This window comes from Streptomyces sp. NPDC026377 (genome assembly GCF_055567715.1).
This window is the reverse complement of record NZ_JBVHPV010000006.1, coordinates 81,410-106,014: the sequence shown is the minus strand read 5'-3', so window position 1 is coordinate 106,014 and position 24,605 is coordinate 81,410. Positions and strand designations below refer to the sequence as shown.

General features: G+C 71.6%; 22 protein-coding genes. 20 read left to right on the top strand and 2 right to left on the bottom strand.

Going from position 1 to position 24,605, the window contains the following annotated elements; all coding sequences use genetic code 11:
* Positions 1-4: 4 nt before the first annotated feature.
* Positions 5-2,164: an ATP-binding protein gene (locus ACZ4MU_RS15025; RefSeq protein WP_467875747.1), complete on the bottom strand. Its 2,160-nt coding sequence runs from the start codon at positions 2,162-2,164 to the stop codon at positions 5-7.
* Between the two features lie 160 nt (positions 2,165-2,324).
* Between ACZ4MU_RS15025 and ACZ4MU_RS15020 the strand changes: the two genes are divergently transcribed.
* From ACZ4MU_RS15020 to nusB, 14 genes are all read left to right on the top strand, one after another.
* Positions 2,325-2,747 (top strand): DUF948 domain-containing protein, encoded by a 423-nt coding sequence (locus ACZ4MU_RS15020; RefSeq protein WP_358831893.1) that lies wholly within the window; start codon positions 2,325-2,327, stop codon positions 2,745-2,747.
* Between the two features lie 7 nt (positions 2,748-2,754).
* A complete protein-coding gene (locus ACZ4MU_RS15015; RefSeq protein ID WP_467875743.1) occupies positions 2,755-3,096 on the top strand; it encodes a DUF6167 family protein in 342 nt (113 codons plus the stop codon).
* Positions 3,096-5,765 (top strand): alanine--tRNA ligase, encoded by a 2,670-nt coding sequence (alaS, locus tag ACZ4MU_RS15010; protein WP_467875741.1) that lies wholly within the window; start codon positions 3,096-3,098, stop codon positions 5,763-5,765. The genes ACZ4MU_RS15015 and alaS overlap by 1 nt, the downstream gene beginning before the upstream one ends.
* Positions 5,765-6,229 (top strand): Holliday junction resolvase RuvX, encoded by a 465-nt coding sequence (gene ruvX / locus ACZ4MU_RS15005; protein WP_467875738.1) that lies wholly within the window; start codon positions 5,765-5,767, stop codon positions 6,227-6,229. Before alaS ends, ruvX begins: the two co-directional genes overlap by 1 nt.
* A 101-nt stretch (positions 6,230-6,330) precedes the next feature.
* The gene (mltG, locus tag ACZ4MU_RS15000; RefSeq protein ID WP_467875735.1) at positions 6,331-8,061 is read left to right on the top strand and encodes an endolytic transglycosylase MltG; all 1,731 of its coding nucleotides are present in this window, start codon (positions 6,331-6,333) and stop codon (positions 8,059-8,061) included.
* Entirely contained in the window at positions 8,058-8,903 is an 846-nt protein-coding gene (locus ACZ4MU_RS14995) for a shikimate dehydrogenase (protein ID WP_467875733.1), read from the top strand. Before mltG ends, ACZ4MU_RS14995 begins: the two co-directional genes overlap by 4 nt.
* 257 nt (positions 8,904-9,160) lie before the next feature.
* Positions 9,161-10,345, top strand: a complete 1,185-nt coding sequence (aroC, locus tag ACZ4MU_RS14990; RefSeq protein ID WP_467875730.1) for a chorismate synthase — start codon at positions 9,161-9,163, stop codon at positions 10,343-10,345.
* Entirely contained in the window at positions 10,342-10,860 is a 519-nt protein-coding gene (locus ACZ4MU_RS14985; RefSeq protein ID WP_467875728.1) for a shikimate kinase, read from the top strand. Before aroC ends, ACZ4MU_RS14985 begins: the two co-directional genes overlap by 4 nt.
* Entirely contained in the window at positions 10,857-11,951 is a 1,095-nt protein-coding gene (gene aroB, locus ACZ4MU_RS14980) for a 3-dehydroquinate synthase (protein WP_467875725.1), read from the top strand. Before ACZ4MU_RS14985 ends, aroB begins: the two co-directional genes overlap by 4 nt.
* Positions 11,948-12,400 (top strand): type II 3-dehydroquinate dehydratase, encoded by a 453-nt coding sequence (gene aroQ / locus ACZ4MU_RS14975; RefSeq protein ID WP_467875723.1) that lies wholly within the window; start codon positions 11,948-11,950, stop codon positions 12,398-12,400. The genes aroB and aroQ overlap by 4 nt, the downstream gene beginning before the upstream one ends.
* Positions 12,401-12,526: 126 nt before the next feature.
* Positions 12,527-13,390: a Pro-rich N-terminal domain-containing protein gene (locus tag ACZ4MU_RS14970; protein ID WP_467875721.1), complete on the top strand. Its 864-nt coding sequence runs from the start codon at positions 12,527-12,529 to the stop codon at positions 13,388-13,390.
* 147 nt (positions 13,391-13,537) lie between these two features.
* Positions 13,538-14,644: a M24 family metallopeptidase gene (locus ACZ4MU_RS14965; RefSeq protein ID WP_467875718.1), complete on the top strand. Its 1,107-nt coding sequence runs from the start codon at positions 13,538-13,540 to the stop codon at positions 14,642-14,644.
* A 58-nt stretch (positions 14,645-14,702) separates the two neighbouring features.
* A complete protein-coding gene (gene efp, locus ACZ4MU_RS14960) occupies positions 14,703-15,269 on the top strand; it encodes an elongation factor P (protein ID WP_467875715.1) in 567 nt (188 codons plus the stop codon).
* Positions 15,270-15,271: 2 nt separating this feature from the next.
* Positions 15,272-15,703, top strand: coding sequence for a transcription antitermination factor NusB (gene nusB / locus ACZ4MU_RS14955; protein WP_467875713.1), 432 nt, complete (start codon positions 15,272-15,274; stop codon positions 15,701-15,703).
* Positions 15,704-15,881: 178 nt separating this feature from the next.
* On the opposite strand, the gene bldD is transcribed toward nusB, so the two are convergent.
* Positions 15,882-16,382 carry a transcriptional regulator BldD gene (gene bldD, locus ACZ4MU_RS14950; protein WP_067155757.1) on the bottom strand — a complete coding sequence of 167 codons (501 nt, stop codon included), beginning with the start codon at positions 16,380-16,382 and terminating at the stop codon, positions 15,882-15,884.
* 228 nt (positions 16,383-16,610) lie between these two features.
* Here bldD and pyrR point away from each other — a divergent pair, with 228 nt between their 5' ends.
* The 6 genes from pyrR (at position 16,611) to carB (ending at position 24,580) form a co-directional block, all read left to right on the top strand.
* Positions 16,611-17,186: a bifunctional pyr operon transcriptional regulator/uracil phosphoribosyltransferase PyrR gene (pyrR, locus tag ACZ4MU_RS14945; RefSeq protein WP_358834420.1), complete on the top strand. Its 576-nt coding sequence runs from the start codon at positions 16,611-16,613 to the stop codon at positions 17,184-17,186.
* Positions 17,187-17,280: 94 nt separating this feature from the next.
* Positions 17,281-18,267 carry an aspartate carbamoyltransferase catalytic subunit gene (locus ACZ4MU_RS14940; RefSeq protein WP_358834421.1) on the top strand — a complete coding sequence of 329 codons (987 nt, stop codon included), beginning with the start codon at positions 17,281-17,283 and terminating at the stop codon, positions 18,265-18,267.
* Between the two features lie 2 nt (positions 18,268-18,269).
* A complete protein-coding gene (locus tag ACZ4MU_RS14935; protein ID WP_467875709.1) occupies positions 18,270-19,556 on the top strand; it encodes a dihydroorotase in 1,287 nt (428 codons plus the stop codon).
* Complete coding sequence (locus ACZ4MU_RS14930) at positions 19,553-20,143, top strand: PH-like domain-containing protein (protein WP_467875706.1); 591 nt, start codon at positions 19,553-19,555, stop codon at positions 20,141-20,143. The genes ACZ4MU_RS14935 and ACZ4MU_RS14930 overlap by 4 nt, the downstream gene beginning before the upstream one ends.
* On the top strand, positions 20,140-21,279 hold the full coding sequence (carA, locus tag ACZ4MU_RS14925; RefSeq protein ID WP_467875703.1) for a glutamine-hydrolyzing carbamoyl-phosphate synthase small subunit: 1,140 nt from the start codon (positions 20,140-20,142) through the stop codon (positions 21,277-21,279). Before ACZ4MU_RS14930 ends, carA begins: the two co-directional genes overlap by 4 nt.
* Complete coding sequence (gene carB, locus ACZ4MU_RS14920) at positions 21,272-24,580, top strand: carbamoyl-phosphate synthase large subunit (RefSeq protein WP_467875701.1); 3,309 nt, start codon at positions 21,272-21,274, stop codon at positions 24,578-24,580. Before carA ends, carB begins: the two co-directional genes overlap by 8 nt.
* The last annotated feature ends 25 nt before the right edge of the window (positions 24,581-24,605 follow it).

The following is a 24,605-nucleotide window of genomic DNA, read 5'->3' as shown; positions in this document are numbered from 1 at the left end:
GTAGTCAGCGCTCCGCGCTGCGGCCCGCCGTCTCCCCGCTCCGTACGGAGCGAGGGGCGGCGGGCTCTCGCTTTCTCGGGGCCGCCTCCTCCCGGGCCGCGGGCATCTCGGGGGCGCTGCCGTCCGCGCCCGCCAGCGCCCGCGCCACCGCCGCGTCCAGGCCGAGACCGCGGCCCCGGCGGCGGAACGACTCGTACGCCGCCTCGCCCAGGCGCTCCCGGGCCCGCTGCTCGCACAGCACATGGGCGGCGTTGAAGGACTCCGAGCCGAACAGCGGCAGCCCCACCGACGGCCAGATCCCCTCCGCCGCCCCCTGGAGCACGGCCGCCTCCGCCGGATCGCCGCCGTCCACCGTGACCAGCGCCATCAGCTCCAGCGCCAGCACCGTGCCCAGCAGGTCGTGGAAGGCGTGGTCGATCTCCAGGCACTCGCCGAGCAGCGCCCGCGCCCGGCCCAGATCCTTGCCGTGCCAGGCCGCGTAGGCGAGGACATAGAGCGCGTACGCCCTGGCCCAGCGCTCGCCGTGGTCCTCGCAGACCTCCACCACCTGCTCGCACATCACCACGGCCTCCCCCAGATGCCCGAGGAAGGCCACCGCCATCGCCAGCTCGACCCGGGCCATCAGGACGTTGCTGTTGAGTTCGCCGATCTCCTCGTACTGGGCGAGCGCCGACCGCAGCAGCTCCTCGGCCCTCGGCATGTCGTCCGAGACCAGCGCCAGACAGCCCGTGCGGTGCACCGCGTACGCGCGCGCCGCCAGGTCACCGGTGCGCTCGGCCTCCTCGCGGCACTCGTGCAGGGCCGCGATCGCCGCCGCCGTGTCGCCGCGCAGCACCGAGACGTAGCCGAACACCCACAGCGCCTTGAGCCGGGCGCCGTCGTGGTCGCCGCCCTCGGCCTCCAGGGCCAGCGCCAGCCAGTGCGCGCCCTCGGCCAGCCGCCCGCAGCCCACCCAGCAGAACCAGAGCGTGGCCGCCAGGTAGCGGGCCAGCCGGATGTCCTGCCCGCAGCCGAGCGAGTGGTCCATCGCGGCCCGCAGATTGGGCAGATCCGCCTCCACCCGCACCGCGACCTCCGCCTGGCGCGGGCTGAACCAGTCCAGCTCGCACCAGGTGGCGAGCCCCAGGTACCAGTCACGGTGGCGCCGGCGCAGCCGCTCGGCGTCCCCGGTCGCCGCCAGCCAGTCGGCGCCGTACTCCCGTACGGTGTCGAGCATCCGGTAGCGCACCCCCGCCGGGCCGTCCTCGCGCACCACCAGCGAGTGGTCCAGGAGCTCCTGGAGCACGTCGAGCACGGACTCCGGCGGCAACTCCGGGCCGACGCAGATGTACTCGACGGCCTCCAGGTCGAACTGCCCGGCGAACACCGAGAGCCGGGCCCACAGCAGCCGCTGGGCCGGGGTGCACAGCTCGTGGCTCCAGCCGATCGTGGTGCGCAGGGTCTGGTGGCGCGCCGGCGCCCCGCGCCCGCCACCGGTCAGCAGCCGGAACCGGTCGTCGAGGCGGCGCAGCACCTGCTCCACCGACAGCGCGCCCAGCCGTCCGGCCGCCAGCTCCAGGGCGAGCGGGATCCCGTCGAGCCTGCGGCACAGCTCCAGGGCGGCCGCGCCCGACCCGTCGGTGAGGGCGGAACCGCCGCGGACCGCGGCGGCCCGGTCGGCGAAGAGCGCCACCGCGTCCTCGTCGTCCATCGGCGCCAGTGCCAGCAGCCGTTCCCCGGCCAGCCGCAGCGGCAGCCGCCCGGCGGCGAGCACCCGCAGCCCCGGGCAGTGGCGCAGCAGCGCGTCCACCAGCTCCGCGCAGGCGTCCACGACCTGCTCGAAACCGTCCAGGACCAGCAGCAGGGTGCGGTCGGCGAGGTGGTCCAGGAGGATGCGGCGGGGCGGGCGGCTGGTGTGGTCGGTGAGGCCGAGCGCCTCCACCACCGCGTGGTCGAGCAGGTCCGGGTCGGTGACCGTGGACAGGTCCGCGGGCCCGACCCCGTCGCAGTAGCGTTCCTGCGCGGCCGCGGTGGCGGCGGCGCGCAGCGCCAGCCGCGTCTTGCCGACGCCGCCGACGCCGACCACGGTGGTCAGCCGCGCCTCGGCCAGCAGCCCGTGCAGCGCGGCCAGTTCACGTTCTCGCCCGACGAAGCGGTTCAGCTCTGAGGGCACAGGGGAGCGCATGGGACACGCAGAGTACTCAAGGGTGAGCGGTGCGTACAAGCGGGTGACCGGACTCCGCTCGCGCCCGCCCCGAATGCGGTAGGGGGCAAGACCCTCGGCGCGATAGGGTCGGGGGACAACTTTTCTTGTCCGACGGTCGATGCGCAGGGAGCGGTGCGAAGTGTCCGGTGGAGAGGTGGCCGGGATCCTGGTGGCCGTCTTCTGGGCGATCCTGGTGTCCTTCCTCGCCGTAGTCCTCGTGAGGCTGGCCCAGACGCTGAAGGCGACGACCAAGCTGGTGGCCGAGGTGACCGAGCAGGCCGTCCCGCTGCTCGCGGACGCCTCGACGGCGGTGCGCTCGGCGCAGACCCAGCTGGACCGGGTCGACGCGATCGCCTCGGACGTCCAGGAGGTCACCTCCAACGCCTCGGCGCTCTCCACCACGGTCGCCTCGACCTTCGGCGGCCCGCTGGTGAAGGTCGCGGCCTTCGGGTACGGCGTGCGCCGGGCCATCGGACGGAAAACCGGGCCCGCCGAGCCGCCGCGTACGGTGATCGTCGGGCGGACTCTGCCGTCCGCGCGGCGGAGGAAGCGAAAGGGCTGAGGCTGCGATGTTCCGCCGTACGTTCTGGTTCACCACGGGCGCCGCGGCCGGTGTGTGGGCCACCACCAAGGTCAACCGGAAGCTGAAGCAGCTGACCCCCGAGTCGCTGGCCGCGCGCACCGCCGAGAAGGCGATCGAGGCGGGCCACCGGCTCAAGGACTTCGCGCTCGACGTGAAGGCCGGCATGGCGCAGCGGGAGTCGGAACTCCACGACGCGCTCGGCCTGAACGCCTCCAACGTGCGCGAACTCCCGGCGCAGCGCCGCCTCGCGGCCATCGACCAACCCAACCAGCAGAACCCGAAGATCTCCTACAAGAAGATCTCGTACAACCGGAATGAGGACCACTGATGGAGTCGGCTGAAATCCGCCGCCGCTGGCTGAGCTTCTTCGAGGAGCGCGGTCACACCGTCGTCCCTTCGGCGTCGCTCATCGCGGACGACCCGACTCTGCTCCTGGTCAACGCGGGCATGGTGCCGTTCAAGCCGTACTTCCTGGGCGAGACCAAGCCGCCCGCGCCGCGCGCCACCAGCGTGCAGAAGTGCGTGCGCACCCCGGACATCGAAGAGGTCGGCAAGACCACCCGCCACGGCACGTTCTTCCAGATGTGCGGCAACTTCTCCTTCGGCGACTACTTCAAGGAAGGCGCCATCGAGCTGGCCTGGGAGCTGCTGACCAGCCCCGTGGCCGACGGCGGCTTCGGCCTGGAGCCGGAGAAGCTCTGGATCACCGTCTACCTAGACGACGACGAGGCCGAGCGGATCTGGCGCGAGAAGATCGGCGTCCCTGCCGAGCGCATCCAGCGCCTGGGCAAGAAGGACAACTTCTGGTCCATGGGCGTCCCCGGCCCCTGCGGCCCCTGCTCCGAGATCAACTACGACCGCGGCCCCGAGTTCGGCGTCGAGGGCGGCCCGGCCGTCAACGACGAGCGGTACGTGGAGATCTGGAACCTGGTCTTCATGCAGTACGAGCGGGGCGCCGGCGACGGCAAGGAGGACTTCCCGATCCTCGGTGACCTCCCGTCGAAGAACATCGACACCGGTCTCGGCCTCGAACGACTCGCCATGATCCTTCAGGGCGTACAGAACATGTACGAGACCGACACCCTGCGCGTGGTCATGGACAAGGCCACCGAGCTCACCGGTGTGCGCTACGGCGACAAGCACGACACCGACGTCTCCATGCGGGTGGTGGCCGACCACATCCGTACCTCCGTGATGCTCATCGGCGACGGGGTGACCCCCGGCAACGAGGGCCGCGGCTATGTGCTGCGCCGCATCATGCGCCGCGCGATCCGCAACATGCGCCTGATGGGCGCCACCGGCCCGGTCGTCCAGGAGCTCATCGACGTCGTGATCGACACGATGGGGCAGCAGTACCCGGAGCTGATCACCGACCGCAAGCGCATCGAGACGGTCGCGCTCGCCGAGGAGGCCGCCTTCCTCAAGGCCCTCAAGGGCGGCACCAACATCCTGGACACCGCCGTCACCGAGACCAAGGCGGGCGGCGGCACGGTCCTCGCCGGTGAGAAGGCGTTCCTGCTCCACGACACGTGGGGCTTCCCGATCGACCTCACCCTGGAGATGGCCGCCGAACAGGGCCTCTCGGTCGACGAGGACGGCTTCCGCCGTCTGATGAAGGAGCAGCGCGAGCGGGCCAAGGCCGACGCCAAGGCCAAGAAGACCGGTCACGCCGACCTGTCCGCCTACCGCGAGGTGGCCGACAGCTCCGGCGAGACCGACTTCACCGGCTACACGCTCACCGAGAACGAGTCGAGGGTCGTCGGTCTGCTCGTCGACGGCGTGCCCTCGCCGGCCGCCTCCGAGGGCGACGAGGTCGAGGTCGTCCTCGACCGCACCCCCTTCTACGCCGAGGGCGGCGGCCAGCAGGCCGACCAGGGCCGCATCAAGCTCGACAGCGGCGCGGTCATCGAGGTCCGCGACGTGCAGAAGCCGGTCCCGGGCGTCCACGTCCACAAGGGCGTCGTCCAGGTCGGCGAGGTCACCCTCGGCGCCTCTGCCTACGCCGTCATCGACACCCGGCGCCGGCGCGCCATCGCCCGCGCCCACTCCGCCACGCACCTCACCCACCAGGCCCTGCGCGACGCGCTCGGCCCGACGGCCGCCCAGGCCGGCTCGGAGAACTCGCCGGGCCGCTTCCGCTTCGACTTCGGCTCGCCCGCCGCCGTCCCCGGCACGGTCCTCACCGACGTCGAGCAGAAGATCAACGAGGTGCTCGCCCGGGAGCTGGACGTCCAGGCCGAGGTCATGTCGATCGACGAGGCCAAGAAGCAGGGCGCCATCGCCGAGTTCGGCGAGAAGTACGGCGAGCGCGTGCGCGTGGTCACCATCGGGGACTTCTCCAAGGAGCTCTGTGGCGGCACGCACGTCCACAACACCGCCCAGCTGGGCCTGGTGAAGCTGCTCGGCGAGTCGTCCATCGGCTCCGGCGTGCGCCGTATCGAGGCCCTGGTCGGCGTGGACGCGTACAACTTCCTCGCCCGCGAGCACACGGTCGTCGCCCAGCTCCAGGAGCTGGTCAAGGGCCGTCCCGAGGAGCTTCCGGAGAAGATCTCCACCATGCTCGGCAAGCTGAAGGACGCCGAGAAGGAGATCGAGAAGTTCCGCGCCGAGAAGGTGCTCCAGGCCGCCGCCGGGCTCGCCGAGGGTGCCAAGGACGTCCGGGGCGTCGCCCTGGTCACCGGCCAGGTGCCGGACGGCACCTCCGCCGACGACCTGCGCAAGCTCGTCCTCGACGTGCGCGGCCGCATCTCCTCGGACCGCCCGGCCGTGGTGGCTCTGTTCAGCACGGCGAACGGGCGTCCGGTGACGGTCATCGCCACCAACGAGGCCGCCCGCGAGCGCGGTCTCAAGGCCGGTGAGCTGGTGCGTACCGCCGCCAAGACCCTCGGCGGCGGCGGTGGCGGCAAGCCGGACGTCGCCCAGGGCGGCGGCCAGAACCCGGACGCGGTCGGTGACGCCATCGACGCCGTCGAGCGCCAGGTCGGCGAGACCGTCTGATGCGACGCGGACGACGCCTCGCGGTCGACGTCGGGGACGCCCGGATCGGGGTCGCCTCGTGCGACCCCGACGGGGTCCTCGCCACGCCGGTGGAGACCGTGCCGGGACGTGATGTCCCGGCCGCCCACCGGCGGTTGCGCCAACTCGTCGAGGAGTACGAGCCCATCGAGGTCGTCCTGGGGCTGCCTCGCTCCCTCAGCGGGGGCGAGGGCCCGGCGGCCGTCAAGGTGCGCAAGTTCGCCCACGAACTGGCGAAGGGCATCGCCCCGGTGCCGGTCCGGCTGGTCGACGAGCGTATGACGACGGTCACCGCCACCCAGGGGCTGCGCGCCTCCGGGGTGAAGGCCAAAAAGGGCAGGTCGGTCATCGACCAGGCCGCCGCGGTCATCATTCTGCAGACCGCGCTTGAGGCCGAACGGGTGTCAGGACGGCCGCCCGGCGAGGGCGTCGAAGTGGTTATCTGATCGCGATACGGTAACGTTCCGCGCGATGCGGCGACATTCGAACAGCAGCCGCACAGCAAAAGAGGCGGACCGTCCGGATGCCTCGCGGCTCTAGGGGACCGATGACTGAGTATGGCCGGGGCGCAGGCTCCGAACCGTGGCATCCCGAGGATCCCCTCTACGGGGACCAGGGGTGGGGCGCGCAGCAGACCGCGCCCGGTCAGGCTCCGTACGTCGACCAGCAGGGCGGGCAGCAGTACGCCCACCAGCAGCATCAGCAGCATCAGCAGAACCCGTCACACCAGCACCAGCAGCATCCTCAGCAGGACCAGCACCAGCAGCAGTACGCGCAGCAGCCGCAGGAGTCCTACGGCCAACCGCACTACGGCGAACAGCCCCAGCAGGGCTACCCGCAGGAGCAGCAGTACGCCCAGCAGGTCCAGTACCACGCGGGTTGGGACACCGACCAGCAGGCGGCCATGCCCTACGCGGGCCAGCAGCCCGAGAGCTACCCGGGCTACGGCACCGAGACCCAGGACCACTACGGCACCCCCGAGGCGTATCCGCCGCCGCAGCCCCCCGGGCAGCGGCGGACGGTCCCCGGGCAGGCACCCGAGTGGAACCCCGAGGAGCAGGAGCCGGAGGAGGAGAACCACCCCTTCTTCAGCGACGGTGACGGTGACAGGTCCGGGCCCGGGTCCGACGAGGACGACGACGAGCCGCGCTCGCGGCGCGGCGGCGGCGGCCGTGACCGCCGGGGCAAGAGCAAGAAGAAGGGCAAGAGCGGGCGCGCCTGCCTGGTGCTCGTGGTCGTCTTCTCGCTCGGCGTGGGCGGCGCGGGGTACTTCGGCTACCAGTTCTGGCAGAAGAAGTTCGGCGCGGCCCCCGACTACGTGGGCACCGGCTCCACCCCCGTCCAGGTGGAGATCCCGCAGGGCGCCGGCGGCTACGAGATCGGCAGCATCCTGGCCAAGGCCGGAGTGGTCAAGAGCCAGGGCGCCTTCGTCTCCGCGCAGAACGAGAACCCCAAGGGCAAGACCCTCCAGGCCGGCGTCTACACCCTGAACAAGGGGATGTCGGCGGCCAACGCGGTCGCGGCCATGCTCAACCCCGCCAGCCGCAACAACCTCATCATTCCCGAGGGCAAACGCAATGCCTGGGTCTACGAGCAGATCGACAAGCGCCTGGAGCTGAAGGCGGGCACGACCAAGGGTGTCGCCGCCAGCCAGGCCAAGAAGCTCGGCCTGCCCGACTGGGCGAACGACAACAAGGACATCCAGGACCCGCTGGAAGGGTTCCTCTACCCGGCCAGCTACCCGGTCGCCAAGGGCACCAAGCCCGAGGACGTGCTGCGCAAGATGGTCGCGCGTGCCAACACCGAGTACGGCAAGGTCGACCTGAAGGGCATGGCCTCCAAGCTCGGCCTGAAGTCGCCGCTCCAGCTCATCACGGTCGCGAGCCTGGTCCAGGCGGAGGGCAAGTACAAGCACGACTTCGACAAGGTCGCGCGGGTCGTCTACAACCGCCTCAAGCCCAACAACACCGAGACCTACGGCCTGCTCGACTTCGACTCCACGGTCAACTACGCCAAGAGCCAGTCGACCCTGGACATCGGCGCGGTCAAGCACCTGCGGGACTTCAAGCACCCGTACAACACGTACTACATCCACGGCCTGCCGCCCGGTCCCATCGGCAACCCCGGTGAGTCCGCGCTGCACTCGGCGCTCAACCCGACGCCCGGCCCGTGGTACTACTTCGTCTCCGTCACCGAGGACAAGACGCTGTTCGCGGTCACCAACGAAGAGCACGAGCAGAACCGCAGGAAGTACGAAGAGGAGAAAGCCGGCCAGTGAGCTCCACGAGCCAGGAGAGCGGTGCGCGACGGGCGGCCGTACTGGGATCGCCCATCGCGCACTCGCTCTCCCCGGTGCTGCACCGCGCCGCCTACCGGGAACTCGGCCTCGCCCACTGGTCGTACGACCGCTTCGAGGTGGACGAGGCGGCGCTGCCCGGCTTCCTCGGCGGGCTCGACCGGTCGTGGGCGGGGTTCTCGCTCACCATGCCGCTGAAGCGGGCGGTCATCCCGCTGCTCGACGGCATCAGCGACACCGCCTCCTCGGTGGAGGCGGTCAACACCGTCGTCCTCACCGCCGACGGGCGCCGCTACGGCGACAACACCGACATCCCCGGCATGCTCGCCGCCCTGCGCGAGCGCGGGGTCGAGCGGGTCGGCTCGGCCGCCGTGCTCGGCGCGGGCGCCACCGCCTCCTCCGCGCTCGCCGCCCTCGCCCGGATCTGTACGGGGGAGGTCACCGCGTACGTGCGCAGCGCCGCCCGGGCCGAGGAGATGCGGGGCTGGGGCGAGCGGCTCAATGTGGCCGTGCGCACCGCCGACTGGGCGGACGCGGCCGAGGCCTTCGCGGCGCCGCTGGTCGTCGCCACCACCCCGGCGGGCACCACCGACGCGCTCGCGGCGGCCGTGCCCGAGCGGCCAGGCACCCTCTTCGACGTCCTCTACGACCCCTGGCCCACCCCGCTGGCGGCGGCCTGGGCCGGGCGCGGGGGAGCGGTCGTGGGCGGCCTCGACCTCCTGGTGCACCAGGCCGTGCTCCAGGTGGAGCAGATGACCGGCGTGGCGAAGGCCCCGCTGGCGGTCATGCGCGAGGCGGGCGAGGCGGCGCTGGCGGCCCGCTGAGGTCCTCCGCTCGTACGGCCGGGGCGCTCCCACCGGCTGCGGTGCGCCCCTTCAGGGCGCGGGGCTGTGACAGTTGCGGCTCCGCCGCGTGGGCGCGACCAGCCACGACGCCCCCGCACCTGACGAAGAGGCGTCCGTTGGCTGGACGGTCGGCCAGGGCGGCGCACCGGACATGGGAGGATCAGGGGAGGCGGGCCGGGGCCGCGCACCCGGCCGCGCCGTCGCAGTTCGAAGGCGCGAGAGCAAGAGGAGCACCGTTGAGCAGGTTGCGCTGGCTGACCGCGGGAGAGTCGCACGGCCCCGCACTGGTGGCGACGCTGGAAGGCCTTCCGGCCGGCGTCCCGATCACCACGGAGATGGTGGCGGACCACCTGGCCCGGCGCCGCCTCGGCTATGGACGCGGCGCGCGGATGAAGTTCGAGCGCGACGAGGTCACCTTCCTCGGCGGCGTCCGCCACGGCCTGTCGATGGGCTCGCCCGTCGCGATCATGGTGGGCAACACCGAGTGGCCCAAGTGGGAGCAGGTCATGTCGGCCGATCCCGTGGACCCGCAGGTCCTCGCCGACCTCGCCCGCAACGCGCCGCTGACGCGCCCCCGGCCGGGCCACGCGGACCTGGCGGGCATGCAGAAGTACGGCTTCGACGAGGCGCGCCCGATCCTGGAGCGCGCCAGCGCCCGGGAGACCGCCGCCCGCGTCGCCCTGGGCGCGGTGGCCCGCTCCTACCTGAAGGAGACGGCCGGTATCGAGGTCGTCTCGCACGTGGTCGAACTTGCGTCCGCGAAGGCTCCGTACGGCGTCTACCCCACCCCGGCCGACGTCGAGAAGCTGGACGCCGACCCGGTGCGCTGCCTGGACGCGGACGCGTCGAAGGCGATGGTCGCCGAGATCGACCAGGCCCACAAGGACGGGGACACCCTCGGCGGTGTGGTCGAGGTCCTGGCGTACGGCGTGCCGGTGGGTCTCGGTTCGCACGTGCACTGGGACCGGCGTCTGGACGCCCGTCTCGCCGCCGCCCTGATGGGCATCCAGGCGATCAAGGGCGTCGAGGTCGGCGACGGGTTCGACCTGGCCCGCGTCCCCGGCTCCCAGGCGCACGACGAGATCGTGCGGACCGCCGACGGCGTCAAGCGCACCTCGGGCCGCGCGGGCGGCACGGAGGGCGGCCTGACCACCGGCGAGCTGCTGCGCGTGCGCGCCGCCATGAAGCCGATCGCGACCGTGCCCCGCGCTTTGGCCACCATCGACGTGGTGACCGGCGAGGCCGCCAAGGCGCACCACCAGCGCTCGGACGTGTGCGCGGTGCCCGCCGCCGGGATCGTGGCCGAGGCCATGGTGGCGCTCGTCCTCGCGGACGCGGTGGCGGAGAAGTTCGGCGGTGACTCGGTCCCCGAGACCCGCCGCAACGTCCGGTCCTACCTCGACAACCTCCAGATCCGGTGAGCACCGCTCCGCTGGTCGTCCTGGTCGGGCCGATGGGCTCCGGCAAGTCCACCGTGGGCACGCTGCTCGCCGAGCGGCTCGGCGCGCCCTACCGGGACACCGACGCCGACATCGTGGCCGCCCAGGGCCGTCCGATCGCCGACATCTTCGTCGACGAGGGCGAGCCGCACTTCCGCGAGCTGGAGCGGGAGGCGGTGCGCGCCGCGCTCGCCGAGCACACCGGTGTGCTCGCCCTCGGTGGCGGCGCCGTCCTGGACGCCTCCACGCGCGCGCTGCTGACCGGTCTGCCGGTCGTCTATCTGTCCATGGACGTCGAGGAGGCGGTGAAGCGGGTCGGCCTCAACACCGCCCGCCCGCTCCTCGCCGTCAACCCGCGCCGCCAGTGGCGCGAGCTGATGGAAGCGCGGCGCCATCTGTACACCGAAGTCGCCCGGGTCGTCGTCGAGACCGACGCCCGTACCCCCGAAGAGGTCGCCCAGGCGGTCCTCGACGCACTGGAGCTGAAATCCGCATGAGCGAGCAGGCACCCACCCGGATCCACGTCGGCGCCACCGCCGGGACGGACCCGTACGACGTGCTCGTCGGCCGCAACCTCCTCGCCGAACTGGCCGGGCTGATCGGCCCCGCGGCCCGCAAGGTCGCCGTCATCCACCCGGAGGCGCTGGCCGGCACCGGCGACGCCATCCGCGAGGACCTGGCCGCGCAGGGCTACGAGGCCATCGCCATCCAGGTGCCCAACGCCGAGGAGGCCAAGACCTACGAGGTCGCCGCCTACTGCTGGAAGGCGCTCGGCCAGTCCGGCTTCACCCGCACCGACGCCGTCGTCGGCGTCGGCGGCGGCGCCACCACCGACCTCGCCGGGTTCGTCGCGGCGACCTGGCTGCGCGGGGTGCGCTGGATCTCGGTCCCGACCACCGTGCTGGGGATGGTCGACGCCGCCGTGGGCGGCAAGACCGGCATCAACACCGCCGAAGGCAAGAACCTGGTGGGCGCGTTCCACCCGCCCGTGGGTGTCCTGTGCGACCTCGCCGCGCTGGACTCGCTGCCGGTCCACGACTTCGTCTCCGGCATGGCCGAGGTCATCAAGGCCGGTTTCATCTCCGACCCGGTCATCCTCGACCTGATCGAGGCCGACCCGGCGGGCGCCCGCACCCCCGAGGGCCCCCACACGGCCGAGCTGATCGAGCGCGCGATCCGGGTGAAGGCCGAGGTCGTCTCGAGCGACCTCAAGGAGTCGGGGCTGCGCGAGATCCTCAACTACGGGCACACCCTCGCGCACGCCATCGAGAAGAACGAGCGCTACAAGTGGCGCCACGGCGCCGCCGTCTCCGTCGGCATGGTCTTCGCGGCCGAGCTGGGCCGTCTCGCCGGGCGCCTCGACGACGCCACGGCCGACCGGCACCGCTCCATCCTTCAGTCGGTGGGCCTGCCGCTCACCTACCGCGGCGACCAGTGGCCCAAGCTGGTCGAGAACATGAAGCTGGACAAGAAGTCCCGGGGCAACCTGCTGCGCTTCATCGTCCTGGACGGCCTCGCCAAGCCCACGGTCCTGGAGGGCCCTGACCCCGCGGTGCTGCTCGCCGCGTACGGCGAGGTGTCCTCGTGAGCCGCCGCGTCCTGGTGCTCAACGGCCCCAATCTGGGCCGCCTCGGTTCGCGGGAGCCGGATGTGTACGGGGCGACGACGTACGCCGGTCTCGTCGAGGTCTGCGAGGGCCTCGGCAAGGAGCTCGGCCTGGACGTGGAGGTCCGCGAGACCAACGACGAGGGCGACATGATCCGCTGGCTCCACGAGGCTGCCGACGGAAGGATTCCGGTCGTTCTCAACCCGGGCGCGTTCACCCACTATTCGTACGGAATGCGCGACGCGGCCGCCCAGCGCACCGCCCCGCTCATCGAGGTGCACATCTCGAACCCGTACACCCGGGAGGAGTTCCGCCACACCTCCGTGGTGGCGGCCGTGGCCAGCGGCACGGTCGCGGGCTTCGGCATCGGCTCCTACCGGCTGGCCCTGCGCGCGCTCGCCGACGAGCTCTCCGGCGAACTCGGCGGCTGACCGGGCACCTTCGCCGCACCCCGGCCGTTCACACTGCGACGGCCGGGGGAGGTACGGTTCTGGACCGGACGCCCGACGGGCGTCACACCAGCGCCAGTTGCCTTGTACGAGACGGAGTGGCACCGGATGCAGCACGAAGCGGGAGCGCCGCTTCCGCCGCCCCACGCCCCGGGGCGCGGCCCCGTGGCCGACTGGGCCTTCGCCGCCCATCAGCCCGCGGCCCCCCTCGGCGGGCCCGCGGCCCCGGGTGCCCACCAGCCCCCCGCCCCCGGCGCCCAGCCGCCGCCCGTCCCCGGTCCGCCGCCACCGGCCCCGGGCTGGCACGCCCCGGCGCCCCAGCAGGCCCCGCCCCCGTCCCGGGACACCACCGGGCACGTCGCGCTGCCGCCGGGCGGCCCCGTCCCGCTGCCGCAGGCCCCCGAGGGCACCGGCGTCACCACGCTCGCGGTGCTGCTGATAGGCCCGGCGGGCGCGGGCAAGACCACGGTCGCCCGCTACTGGGCCCAGCACCGCCGCGTCCCCACCGCCCACATCAGCCTCGACGACGTGCGCGAATGGGTCTGCGCGGGCTTCGCCGACCCGCAGGCGGGCTGGAACGACCACTCCGAGGCGCAGTACCGCCTGGCCCGCCGCACCTGCGGCTTCGCCGCGCGGAACTTCCTGGCCAACGGCATCTCCTGCATCCTCGACGACGCGGTCTTCCCCGACCGCCCGGTCGTCGGCCTCGGCGGCTGGAAGCGCCACGTCGGCCCCGGCCTGCTCCCGGTGGTCCTGCTCCCCGGCCTGGACATCGTCCTGGAGCGCAACGCCGAGCGCTCCGGCAACCGCCGCCTCTCGGACGAGGAGGTGGCGGGCATCCACGGCCGCATGGCGGGCTGGTACGGCTCGGGCCTGCCCATCATCGACAACTCCCAGTACGACGTCCCCACCACGGCCCGTCTCCTGGACGACGTCCTGGCACGAGCGATCGCGAGCCCGCCGAGCTGGTGAGGGAGGCGGCCGCCCGGGGGCGCGGGACCGTGGCGCGTGCGGCTCCGCCGCGCGTCCGCGACCGGCCCCACCGGCTGCGGACGCGTTGGCCCCCCGGTCGGACGCGCACATCCGGCACACCCCCGGGCCCCCTCATACGCTCGTCGCATGTCAGAGGTGTATGGGCTCCGCCGAGGCTGGCTGCGCGACCGCTGCGCCGCCGCCGGCAGCGCGGCCGCACTGGTCTCGCGCCCCGCGAACGTCCGCTATCTCGCGGGCGGCGCCCCGCCCGGGGCCGTCCTGCTGCTCGGCCCCGCCGAGGACGTCCTGCTCTGCCCCCGTACGCCCACCGGCGACCTCGTGGAGGGGCGGCTCGACGAGCTGCTGCGGGTCACCGTGCTGCCCACGCCCTCGGGAGACCCGGCGGTGGCGGCGGCCGACCTCGCCCAGGCCGGCGGAGCCGACTCCCTCAGTGTCGAGGAGCACGACCTCACGGTTGCCCGGCACCGGGCGATCGGCTCGGTCGCGCCCCGGCTGCTCCTCCACGACGTCGGGGGAGCGGTCGAGCAGAAGCGGCTGGTCAAGGACGAGGAGGAGATCGCGTGCCTGCGCATCGCGGCCGAGATCGCCGACCAGGCCCTCGGTGAGCTCCTGGAGTCGATCCTGGTCGGCCGCACCGAGCGCCACCTCGCCCTGGAGCTGGAGCGCCGCCTGGTCGACCACGGGGCCGACGGTCCCGCCTTCAGCACCTCCGTGGGCACCGGCCCCAACTCCGGCCGCGGCGGCCACCGGCCCTCGGACCGACGGGTCGAGGAAGGCGATTTCCTCTCGGTCTGCCTGGGCGCCACCTACCGCGGCTACCGCTGCGAGATCGGCCGTACGTTCGTCATCGGGACGACGCCCGCGGACTGGCAGATCGAGCTCTACGACGTCGTCTTCGCCGCTCAGCGGGCCGGGCGGGAGGCGCTGGTCCCCGGCGCCGAGTACCGCGCGGTGGACCGTGCGGCGCGTCAGGTGCTGGACGCGGCGGGCCACGCGGAGGGCCTGGGAGCGTGCACCGGACACGGTGTCGGCCTCGAAATCAGTGAGGACCCGCAGCTCGCACCTGGAGCCATGGGTAAACTGGACGCTTGCGTGCCGGTCACCGTCGAACCGGGGGTCCACCTCCCGGGCCGGGGTGGTGTCCGAATCGATGACACGCTCGTCGTCCGCCCCGAGGCGGACGGCGGGCCAGAGCTACTCACCATCACGACCAAGGAGCTGCTCGCGCTCTAGCCCGGCTGTGCCGCGCACCCTCGGTCCCACCAGCTTCAGTCCAGGAGATTCCGCAACCGTGGCTTCCACGAACGACCTCAAGAACGGCATGGTGCTCAAGCTCGACGGGGGCCAGCTCTGGTCCGTCGTCGAGTTCCAGCACGTCAAGCCCGGCAAGGGCCCTGCCTTCGTGCGCACCAAGCTCAAGAACGTGCTCTCCGGGAAGGTCGTCGACAAGACCTTCAACGCCGGTGTGAAGGTCGAGACGGCCACCATCGACCGCCGCGACATGCAGTTCTCGTACATGGACGGCGAGTACTTCGTCTTCATGGACATGGACACGTACGACCAGCTGATGGTCGACCGCAAGTCCGTCGGCGACGCCGCCAACTTCCTGATCGAGGGCTTCACCGCCTCCGTGGCCCAGCACGAGGGCGAGGTGCTCTACGTCGAGCTCCCGGCCGCCGTCGAGCTGACCATCCAGGAGACCGAGCCCGGCGTCCAGGGTGACCGCTCCACCGGCGGCACCAAGCCCGCCACCCTGGAGACCGGCCACCAGATCCAGGTCCCGCTCTTCATCACCACCGGCGAGAAGATCAAGGTCGACACCCGTACGAGCGACTACCTCGGCCGGGTGAACAGCTAACCGTGGCTGCCCGGAACAAGGCGCGCAAGCGCGCCTTCCAGATCCTCTTCGAGGCCGACCAGCGCGGCGAGTCCGTGCAGACGGTCCTTGCGGACTGGGTGCGCCACTCGCGGTCGGACGACCGTCAGCCGCCGGTCAACGAGTACACGATGCAGCTCGTCGAGGGGTACGCGCAGTACGTCGAGCGCATCGACGACCTCATCTCCACGTACTCCGTCGACTGGACGCTCGACCGGATGCCGGTCGTCGACCGGAACATCCTCCGGCTCGGGACGTACGAGCTGGTCTGGGAGGACGAGACGCCCGACGCCGTCGCCATCGACGAGGCGGTGCAGCTGGCGAAGGAGTTCTCCACGGACGACTCCCCGGCCTTCGTGAACGGGCTGCTGGCCCGCTTCAAGGACCTCAAGCCGAGCCTTCGCCGGGACGCCTAGTCCCCGCCGCCGCCCGGCACACGAAGGGGCCCGCTGTACGTGCGTACAGCGGGCCCCTTCGTCATGCCCGGACGGATCCGCGGCCCACCGGGCGGAGAAGACGACGCCGGGCCGGCCGGGACCTCGAAGGTCCCGGCCGGCCCGGCGGCGGCACGTTTCTGCTGAGGGGTCGCGGGCGTCAGTTGTCCTCGTGGGCGACCGCGCGGCGCGCGTCCGCGTCCAGCACGCCCCAGCTGATCAGCTGCTCGGTGAGGACCGAGGGCGACTGGTCGTAGATCACGGCGAGGGTGCGCAGGTCGTCCTGACGGATCGACAGCACCTTGCCGTTGTAGTCGCCGCGCTGCGACTGGATCGTCGCCGCGTACCTCTGCAGGGGGCCCGCCTTCTCCGGCGGGACGTGCGCGAGGCGCTCCAGGTCGAGCACGAGCTTCGGCGGCGGCTCGGCGGCCCCGCCGGGCGTGGTGCCGGGCAGCAGCTCCTGCACCGGGACCCCGTAGAAGTCCGCGAGCTCGGCGAGGCGCTGCACGGTCACGGCGCGGTCGCCGCGCTCGTACGACCCGACCACGACGGCCTTCCAGCGGCCCTGGGACTTCTCCTCCACACCATGGAGGGACAGGCCCTGCTGGGTGCGGATGGCGCGGAGCTTGGCCCCGAGCTGTTTTGCGTATTCGCTGGACATATAGCTCCCCGGACGCTGTGACAACGTGCGGCTCGGCCGCGTGGCTGGTAACTCACTGTGAGGTTACGCAGCGTTACTTGGCTGCGTCAAGCCGAATGGTCCATACCCCCACCCCAGACGGGTGACAGCCCCGTGTGTGGGCGGCCTGTGGCCCTGGTACCGTGGACGGAGTAATTCCGACGTCCTTTAAGGTCCGTCCCGTGAGGCGGAGAAGGAGGTCCGTTTCGTATGGACACGCATGACTCCGATGCGGCGCGCCCGGTTCTCGAGGGCCCCGACATCGCGCGGGTACTGACCCGTATCGCCCACGAGATCGTCGAACGCGCCAAGGGCGCCGACGACGTGGTCCTGCTCGGCATCCCCACCCGGGGCGTCTTCCTCGCCCGCAGGCTCGCCGACAAGCTCGAAGAGATCACCGCCGGAAAGATCCCGGTCGGCTCCCTCGACATCACCATGTACCGCGACGACCTGCGCATGCACCCGCCGCGCGCGCTGGCCCGCACCGAGATCCCCGGGGACGGCCTCGACGGCAAGCTGGTCGTCCTCGTCGACGACGTGCTCTTCTCCGGCCGCACCATCCGCGCCGCGCTCGACGCGCTGAACGACATCGGACGCCCGCGCGCCGTGCAGCTCGCGGTCCTCGTCGACCGCGGCCACCGCGAACTCCCGATCCGCGCCGACTACGTCGGCAAGAACCTCCCGACGTCGCTGCGGGAGACGGTCAAGGTCCTGCTCGCCGAGGAGGACGGCCGCGACGCCGTGCTGCTCGGTGCCAAGCGGACCGCCCCGGCCGGCGAGCAGTAGTCCACCTCCGCACGGAGTTCGGGCCGCACCGGCCCGTGCGGTACTGCCGCGCGCCCGCACGCCCGAACCTCCACCCTCCTGGAGAAGAAACCAGATGAAGCGTCACCTCATCTCGGCCGCCGATCTCACCCGCGACGACGCCGTGCTCATCCTCGACACCGCCGAAGAGATGGCCCGGGTCGCCGACCGGCCGATCAAGAAGCTGCCCACCCTGCGCGGCCGTACCGTCGTCAACCTCTTCTTCGAGGACTCCACGCGCACCCGGATCTCCTTCGAGGCCGCCGAGAAGCGCCTGTCCGCGGACGTCATCAACTTCACCGCCAAGGGCTCCTCGGTCTCCAAGGGCGAGTCGCTCAAGGACACCGCGCAGACCCTGGAGGCGATGGGCGTCGACGCCGTCGTCATCCGGCACGGCGCCTCGGGCGCGCCCTACCGGCTCGCCACCTCCGACTGGATCGACGCGACCGTCATCAACGCCGGCGACGGCACCCACCAGCACCCCACCCAGGCCCTGCTCGACGCCTTCACCATGCGCCGCCGCCTGGTCGGCCGGGACGCGGGCCTCGGCCAGGACCTGGCCGGCAAGCGCATCACCCTCGTCGGCGACGTGCTGCACAGCCGGGTGGCCCGCTCCAACGTGGACCTGCTGCACACCCTGGGCGCCGAGGTCACCCTGGTGGCCCCGCCCACGCTGCTGCCGGTGGGCGTGGACCACTGGACCTGCGACGTCTCCTACGACCTCGACAGCGTGCTGCCGAAGTCGGACGCGGTGATGATGCTGCGTGTGCAGCGAGAGCGGATGAACGCCGCCTTCTTCCCGACCGAGCGCGAGTACTCGCGGCGGTACGGCCTGGACGGCGAGCGGATGGCGAGGATGCCCGAGCACGGCATCGTGATGCACCCCGGTCCGATGGTCCGCGGCATGGAGATCACCGCCGAGGTCGCCGACTCCGACCGCTGCACCGTCGTCGAGCAGGTCGCCAACGGCGTCCACACCCGGATGGCCGTCCTCTATCTGCTCCTGGGCGGCAACGAGCCCGCCGTCAGCCACGCCCGCCCCGTCGATTCGGAGACCAAGTAATCATGAGCAAGATCCTCATCCGCGGTGCGCAGGTGCTGGGCGGCGAGGTCCAGGACGTCCTGATCGACGGCGAGACCATCGCCGCCGTCGGCACCGGGCTCTCCGGCGAGGGCGCCCGAGTGATCGAGGCCGACGGGCAGATCCTGCTCCCCGGTCTCGTCGACCTCCACACCCATCTGCGCGAGCCCGGCCGCGAGGACTCCGAGACGGTCCTCACCGGCACCCGGGCCGCCGCCCGCGGCGGCTACACCTCGGTCTTCGCCATGGCCAACACCTTCCCCGTCGCCGACACCGCGGGCGTCGTCGAGCAGGTCTGGCGGCTCGGCCGCGAGCACGGCTACTGCGACGTGCAGCCCATCGGCGCCGTCACCGTGGGCCTGGAGGGCAAGCAGCTGGCCGAGCTGGGTGCCATGCACGACTCGGCCGCCGGGGTCACCGTCTTCTCCGACGACGGCAAGTGCGTCGACGACGCCGTGATCATGCGCCGCGCCCTGGAGTACGTGAAGGCCTTCGGCGGTGTCGTCGCCCAGCACGCCCAGGAGCCGCGGCTGACCGAGGGCGCCCAGATGAACGAGGGCGTCGTCTCCGCCGAGCTGGGCCTGGGCGGCTGGCCCGCGGTCGCCGAGGAGTCGATCATCGCGCGCGATGTGCTGCTCGCCGAGCACGTCGGCTCCCGGGTGCACATCTGCCACCTCTCCACGGCCGGCTCGGTCGAGATCGTTCGCTGGGCCAAGTCGCGCGGCATCGACGTCACCGCCGAGGTCACCCCGCACCACCTGCTCCTCACCGACGAGCTGGTCCGCTCGTACAACCCGGTCTACAAGGTGAACCCGCCGCTGCGCACCGAGGCCGACGTCATGGCGCTGCGCGAGGCGCTCGCGGACGGCACCATCGACATCGTCGCCACCGACCACGCCCCGCACCCGCACGAGGACAAGGACTGCGAGTGGGCCGCGGCCGCCATGGGCATGGTGGGCCTGGAGACCGCGCTCTCGGTCGTCCAGCACACCATGGTCGACTCCGGCCTGATGAACTGGGCGGACGTCGCCGAGCGGATGTCGTTCAAGCCCGCCCGGATCGGCGGCGCCGAGGACCACGGCCGTCCCGTCTCGGCAGGCGAGCCCGCCAACCTGACGCTGGTCGATCCGGCATACCGTGGCCCGGTGAACCCCGCGGGCTTCGCCTCCCGCAGCCGCAACACCCCCTACGAGGGCCGTGAGCTGCCGGGTCGCGTCACCCACACCTTCCTGCGGGGCAGGGCGACGGTCGCGGACGGGAAGCTGGCATGACACCTGCACTCTTCAATCTCGGCGGGGCGGCACTGGCCGCGGAGCAGAAGTCGGCCGAGGTGACGCACTGGGGGGCCCGGATCGCCTGGGTCGTCGGCGTGCTGATCTTCATCGGCTTCGTCTACTGGCTGATGCGCCAGGGCTGGAAGTGGCGCGGCACCCTCCAGTCGGACCTGCCGGAGCTTCCCGCCGTGCCGAAGGCCACCGGCCCGGCGACACTCGGCATGAGCGGCCGCTACCACGGCTCCACCACGGCCGGGCAGTGGCTCGACCGGATCGTCGCGCACGGTCTGGGTGTGCGCAGCAAGGCCGAGCTCACCCTGACGGCCGAGGGAGTGAACGTCGTACGCCCCGGGGCGAACGACTTCTTCATCCCGGCCGCCGCACTGCGCGGGGCCCGGTCCGAGAAGGCCATCGCCGGAAAGGTGCTCCCGGAGGGCGGCCTGCTGGTCGTCACCTGGGCCCACGGCGACAAGTTGATCGACTCCGGCTTCCGCTCCGACCGGGCGTCCGAGCACGCCGCCTGGATCGAGGCCATCAACTCCATGAACCACCCCACCACCACGACGGAAGGCGCCGCACGATGACGACCTCCACCCCAGGAGCCCAGGCTCCCGCAGTACTCGTCCTGGAGGACGGCCGTACCTTCCACGGCCGTGCCTACGGGGCCGTGGGGGTGACCTTCGGCGAGGCCGTGTTCTCCACCGGCATGACCGGCTACCAGGAGACCCTCACCGACCCGTCGTACCACCGCCAGGTCGTCGTGATGACCGCGCCGCACATCGGCAACACCGGCGTCAACGACGAGGACCCCGAGTCCCGGCGCATCTGGGTCGCCGGCTACGTCGTGCGCGACCCCGCCCGCGTCTCCTCCAACTGGCGCGCCAGGCGCTCGCTCGACGAGGAGCTGCGCGAGCAGGGCGTCGTCGGGATCTCCGGCATCGACACCCGCGCGCTCACCCGCCATCTGCGCGAGCGCGGCGCGATGCGCGTCGGCATCTTCTCCGGCAACGCGCTGCCCGACGAGGGCACCATGCTCGCCGAGGTCCGCCAGGCTCCCGAGATGTCGGGCGCCGACCTCGCGGCCGAGGTCGCCACCAAGGAGAGTTACGTCGTCCCGGCGATCGGCGAGAAGAAGTTCACCGTGGCCGCCGTCGACCTCGGCATCAAGGGCATGACCCCGCACCGGATGGCCGAACGCGGCATCGAGGTGCACGTGCTGCCCGCCACCGCCACGGCCGAGGACGTCTACGCGGTCAACCCCGACGGCGTCTTCTTCTCCAACGGCCCCGGCGACCCGTCCACCGCCGACGGCCCGGTGTCCGTGATGCGCGCCGTCCTGGAGCGCCGGACCCCGCTCTTCGGCATCTGCTTCGGCAACCAGATCCTGGGCCGCGCGCTCGGCTTCGGCACGTACAAGCTGAAGTACGGCCACCGCGGCATCAACCAGCCCGTGCAGGACCGTACGACCGGCAAGGTCGAGGTCACCGCGCACAACCACGGATTCGCCGTCGACGCCCCGCTCGACCAGGTCTCCCAGACCCCCTTCGGCCGCGCCGAGGTCTCCCACGTCTGTCTGAACGACAACGTGGTGGAGGGCCTCCAGCTGCTCGACCAGCCGGCCTTCAGCGTCCAGTACCACCCCGAAGCCGCGGCGGGCCCGCACGACGCCGCCTACCTCTTCGACCGCTTCGTCCAGCTCATGGAGGGCCAGCGTGCCTAAGCGCACCGATATCCAGTCCGTCCTGGTCATCGGCTCCGGCCCGATCGTCATCGGCCAGGCCGCGGAGTTCGACTACTCCGGCACCCAGGCCTGCCGGGTCCTGAAGGCCGAGGGCCTGCGGGTCATCCTGGTCAACTCCAACCCGGCCACGATCATGACCGACCCGGAGATCGCCGACGCCACCTACGTCGAGCCGATCACGCCCGAGTTCGTCGAGAAGATCATCGCCAAGGAGCGTCCCGACGCGCTGCTGCCCACCCTGGGCGGCCAGACCGCGCTGAACACGGCGATCTCCATGCACGAGCAGGGTGTGCTGGAGAAGTACGGTGTCGAGCTGATCGGCGCCAACGTCGAGGCGATCAACAAGGGCGAGGACCGCGACCTGTTCAAGGGCGTCGTCGAGGCCGTCAAGGCCAAGATCGGCTACGGCGAGTCGGCCCGTTCGGTGATCTGCCACTCCATGGACGACGTCCTCAAGGGCGTGGAGACGCTCGGCGGCTACCCGGTCGTGGTGCGTCCCTCCTTCACCATGGGCGGCGCCGGCTCCGGCTTCGCGCACGACGAGGAGGAGCTGCGCCGTATCGCGGGCCAGGGCCTGACGCTGTCGCCGACCACCGAGGTGCTCCTGGAGGAGTCGATCCTGGGCTGGAAGGAGTACGAGCTGGAGCTGATGCGCGACAGGAACGACAATGTCGTGGTCGTCTGCTCCATCGAGAACTTCGACCCGATGGGCGTGCACACCGGTGACTCGATCACGGTGGCGCCGTCGATGACGCTGACCGACCGCGAGTACCAGCGGCTGCGGGACATCGGTATCGCGATCATCCGCGAGGTCGGTGTGGACACCGGCGGCTGCAACATCCAGTTCGCGGTGAACCCGGACGACGGCCGGATCATCGTCATCGAGATGAACCCCCGTGTGTCGCGCTCCTCCGCGCTGGCGTCGAAGGCCACCGGTTTCCCGATCGCGAAGATCGCCGCGAAGCTGGCCGTCGGTTACACGCTGGACGAGATCCCCAACGACATCACGGAGAAGACCCCGGCCTCCTTCGAGCCGACCCTCGACTACGTCGTGGTGAAGGCCCCGCGGTTCGCCTTCGAGAAGTTCCCCTCCGCCGACTCCACACTGACGACCACCATGAAGTCGGTGGGCGAGGCGATGGCGATCGGGCGGAACTTCACCGAGGCCCTGCAGAAGGCGCTGCGCTCGCTGGAGAAGAAGGGCAGCCAGTTCACCTTCACCGGTGAGCCCGGTGACAAGAAGCTCCTCCTGGAAGAGGCGGTACGGCCGACCGACGGGCGGATCAACACCGTCATGCAGGCCATCCGCGCGGGCGCCACCCCCGAGGAGGTCTTCGACGCCACGAAGATCGACCCGTGGTTCGTCGACCAGCTCTTCCTCATCAAGGAGATCGCCGACGAGCTCGCCGCCGCCGACAAGCTGGAGCCCGCCCTGCTGGCCGAGGCCAAGCGGCACGGCTTCTCCGACGCCCAGATCGCCGGGATCCGGGGCCTGCGCGAGGACGTGGTGCGCGAGGTGCGCCACGCGTTGGGGGTGCGCCCGGTCTACAAGACGGTCGACACCTGCGCGGCCGAGTTCGCCGCGAAGACCCCGTACTTCTACTCCTCCTACGACGAGGAGTGCGAGGTCGCGCCGCGCGAGAAGCCCGCGGTGATCATCCTGGGCTCGGGGCCCAACCGCATCGGCCAGGGCATCGAGTTCGACTACTCCTGTGTCCACGCCTCCTTCGCGCTGAGCGAGGCGGGCTACGAGACGGTGATGGTCAACTGCAACCCCGAGACCGTCTCCACCGACTACGACACCTCCGACCGCCTCTACTTCGAGCCGCTGACGCTGGAGGACGTGCTGGAGATCGTCCACGCGGAGACGCTGGCCGGTCCGGTGGCGGGTGTGGTGGTCCAGCTCGGCGGCCAGACCCCGCTCGGGCTCGCCCAGGCGCTCAAGGACAACGGCGTGCCCGTGGTCGGCACCCCGCCGGAGGCCATCCACGCCGCCGAGGACCGCGGCGCCTTCGGCCAGGTCCTGGCCGAGGCGGGCCTGCCCGCACCCAAGCACGGCACCGCCACCACCTTCGCGGGTGCGAAGGCCATCGCGGACGAGATCGGCTACCCGGTCCTGGTCCGGCCCTCGTACGTGCTCGGCGGACGAGGGATGGAGATCGTCTACGACGAGACGCGCCTGGAGTCCTACATCGCGGAGTCCACCGAGATCTCCCCGACCCGTCCGGTCCTGGTCGACCGCTTCCTCGACGACGCCATCGAGATCGACGTGGACGCCCTCTACGACGGCACCGAGCTCTACCTCGGCGGGGTCATGGAGCACATCGAGGAGGCCGGTATCCACTCCGGCGACTCCGCGTGCGCGCTGCCCCCGATCACGCTGGGCGGCTTCGACATCAAGCGCCTGCGCGCCTCCACCGAGGCCATCGCCAAGGGCGTCGGGGTGCGCGGCCTGATCAACATCCAGTTCGCGATGGCCGGGGACATCCTCTACGTCCTGGAGGCCAACCCGCGCGCCTCGCGCACGGTGCCCTTCACCTCCAAGGCCACCGCGGTGCCGCTGGCGAAGGCCGCCGCCCGCATCAGCCTGGGCGCCACCATCGCCGAGCTGCGCGAGGAGGGCCTGCTGCCGAGGAACGGCGACGGCGGCACCCTGCCGCTGGACGCGCCGATCTCGGTGAAGGAGGCCGTGATGCCCTGGAGCCGCTTCCGCGACATCCACGGGCGCGGCGTCGACACCGTGCTCGGCCCGGAGATGCGCTCCACCGGCGAGGTCATGGGCATCGACTCCGTCTTCGGCACCGCCTACGCCAAGTCGCAGGCCGGGGCCTACGGACCGCTGCCGACCAAGGGACGCGCGTTCATCTCGGTCGCCAACCGCGACAAGCGCTCGATGATCTTCCCGGCCCGGGAGCTCGTCGCGCACGGCTTCGAACTGCTCGCCACCTCCGGCACCGCCGAGGTCCTCAAGCGCAACGGCATCAACGCCACCGTCGTGCGCAAGCAGTCCGAGGGCGAGGGGCCCGCGGGTGAGAAGACCATCGTCCAGCTCATCCACGACGGCCAGGTCGACCTCATCGTCAACACGCCCTACGGCACCGGCGGCCGCCTCGACGGCTACGAGATCCGCACCGCGGCCGTCGCCCGCAGCGTCCCGTGCCTGACCACCGTCCAGGCCCTCGCCGCCGCCGTCCAGGGCATCGACGCCCTCAACCACGGGGACGTGGGAGTGCGTTCGCTCCAGGAGCACGCGGAACACCTGACCGCGGCCCGCGACTAGCAACCGCCCGAGGGGGACACCGGAA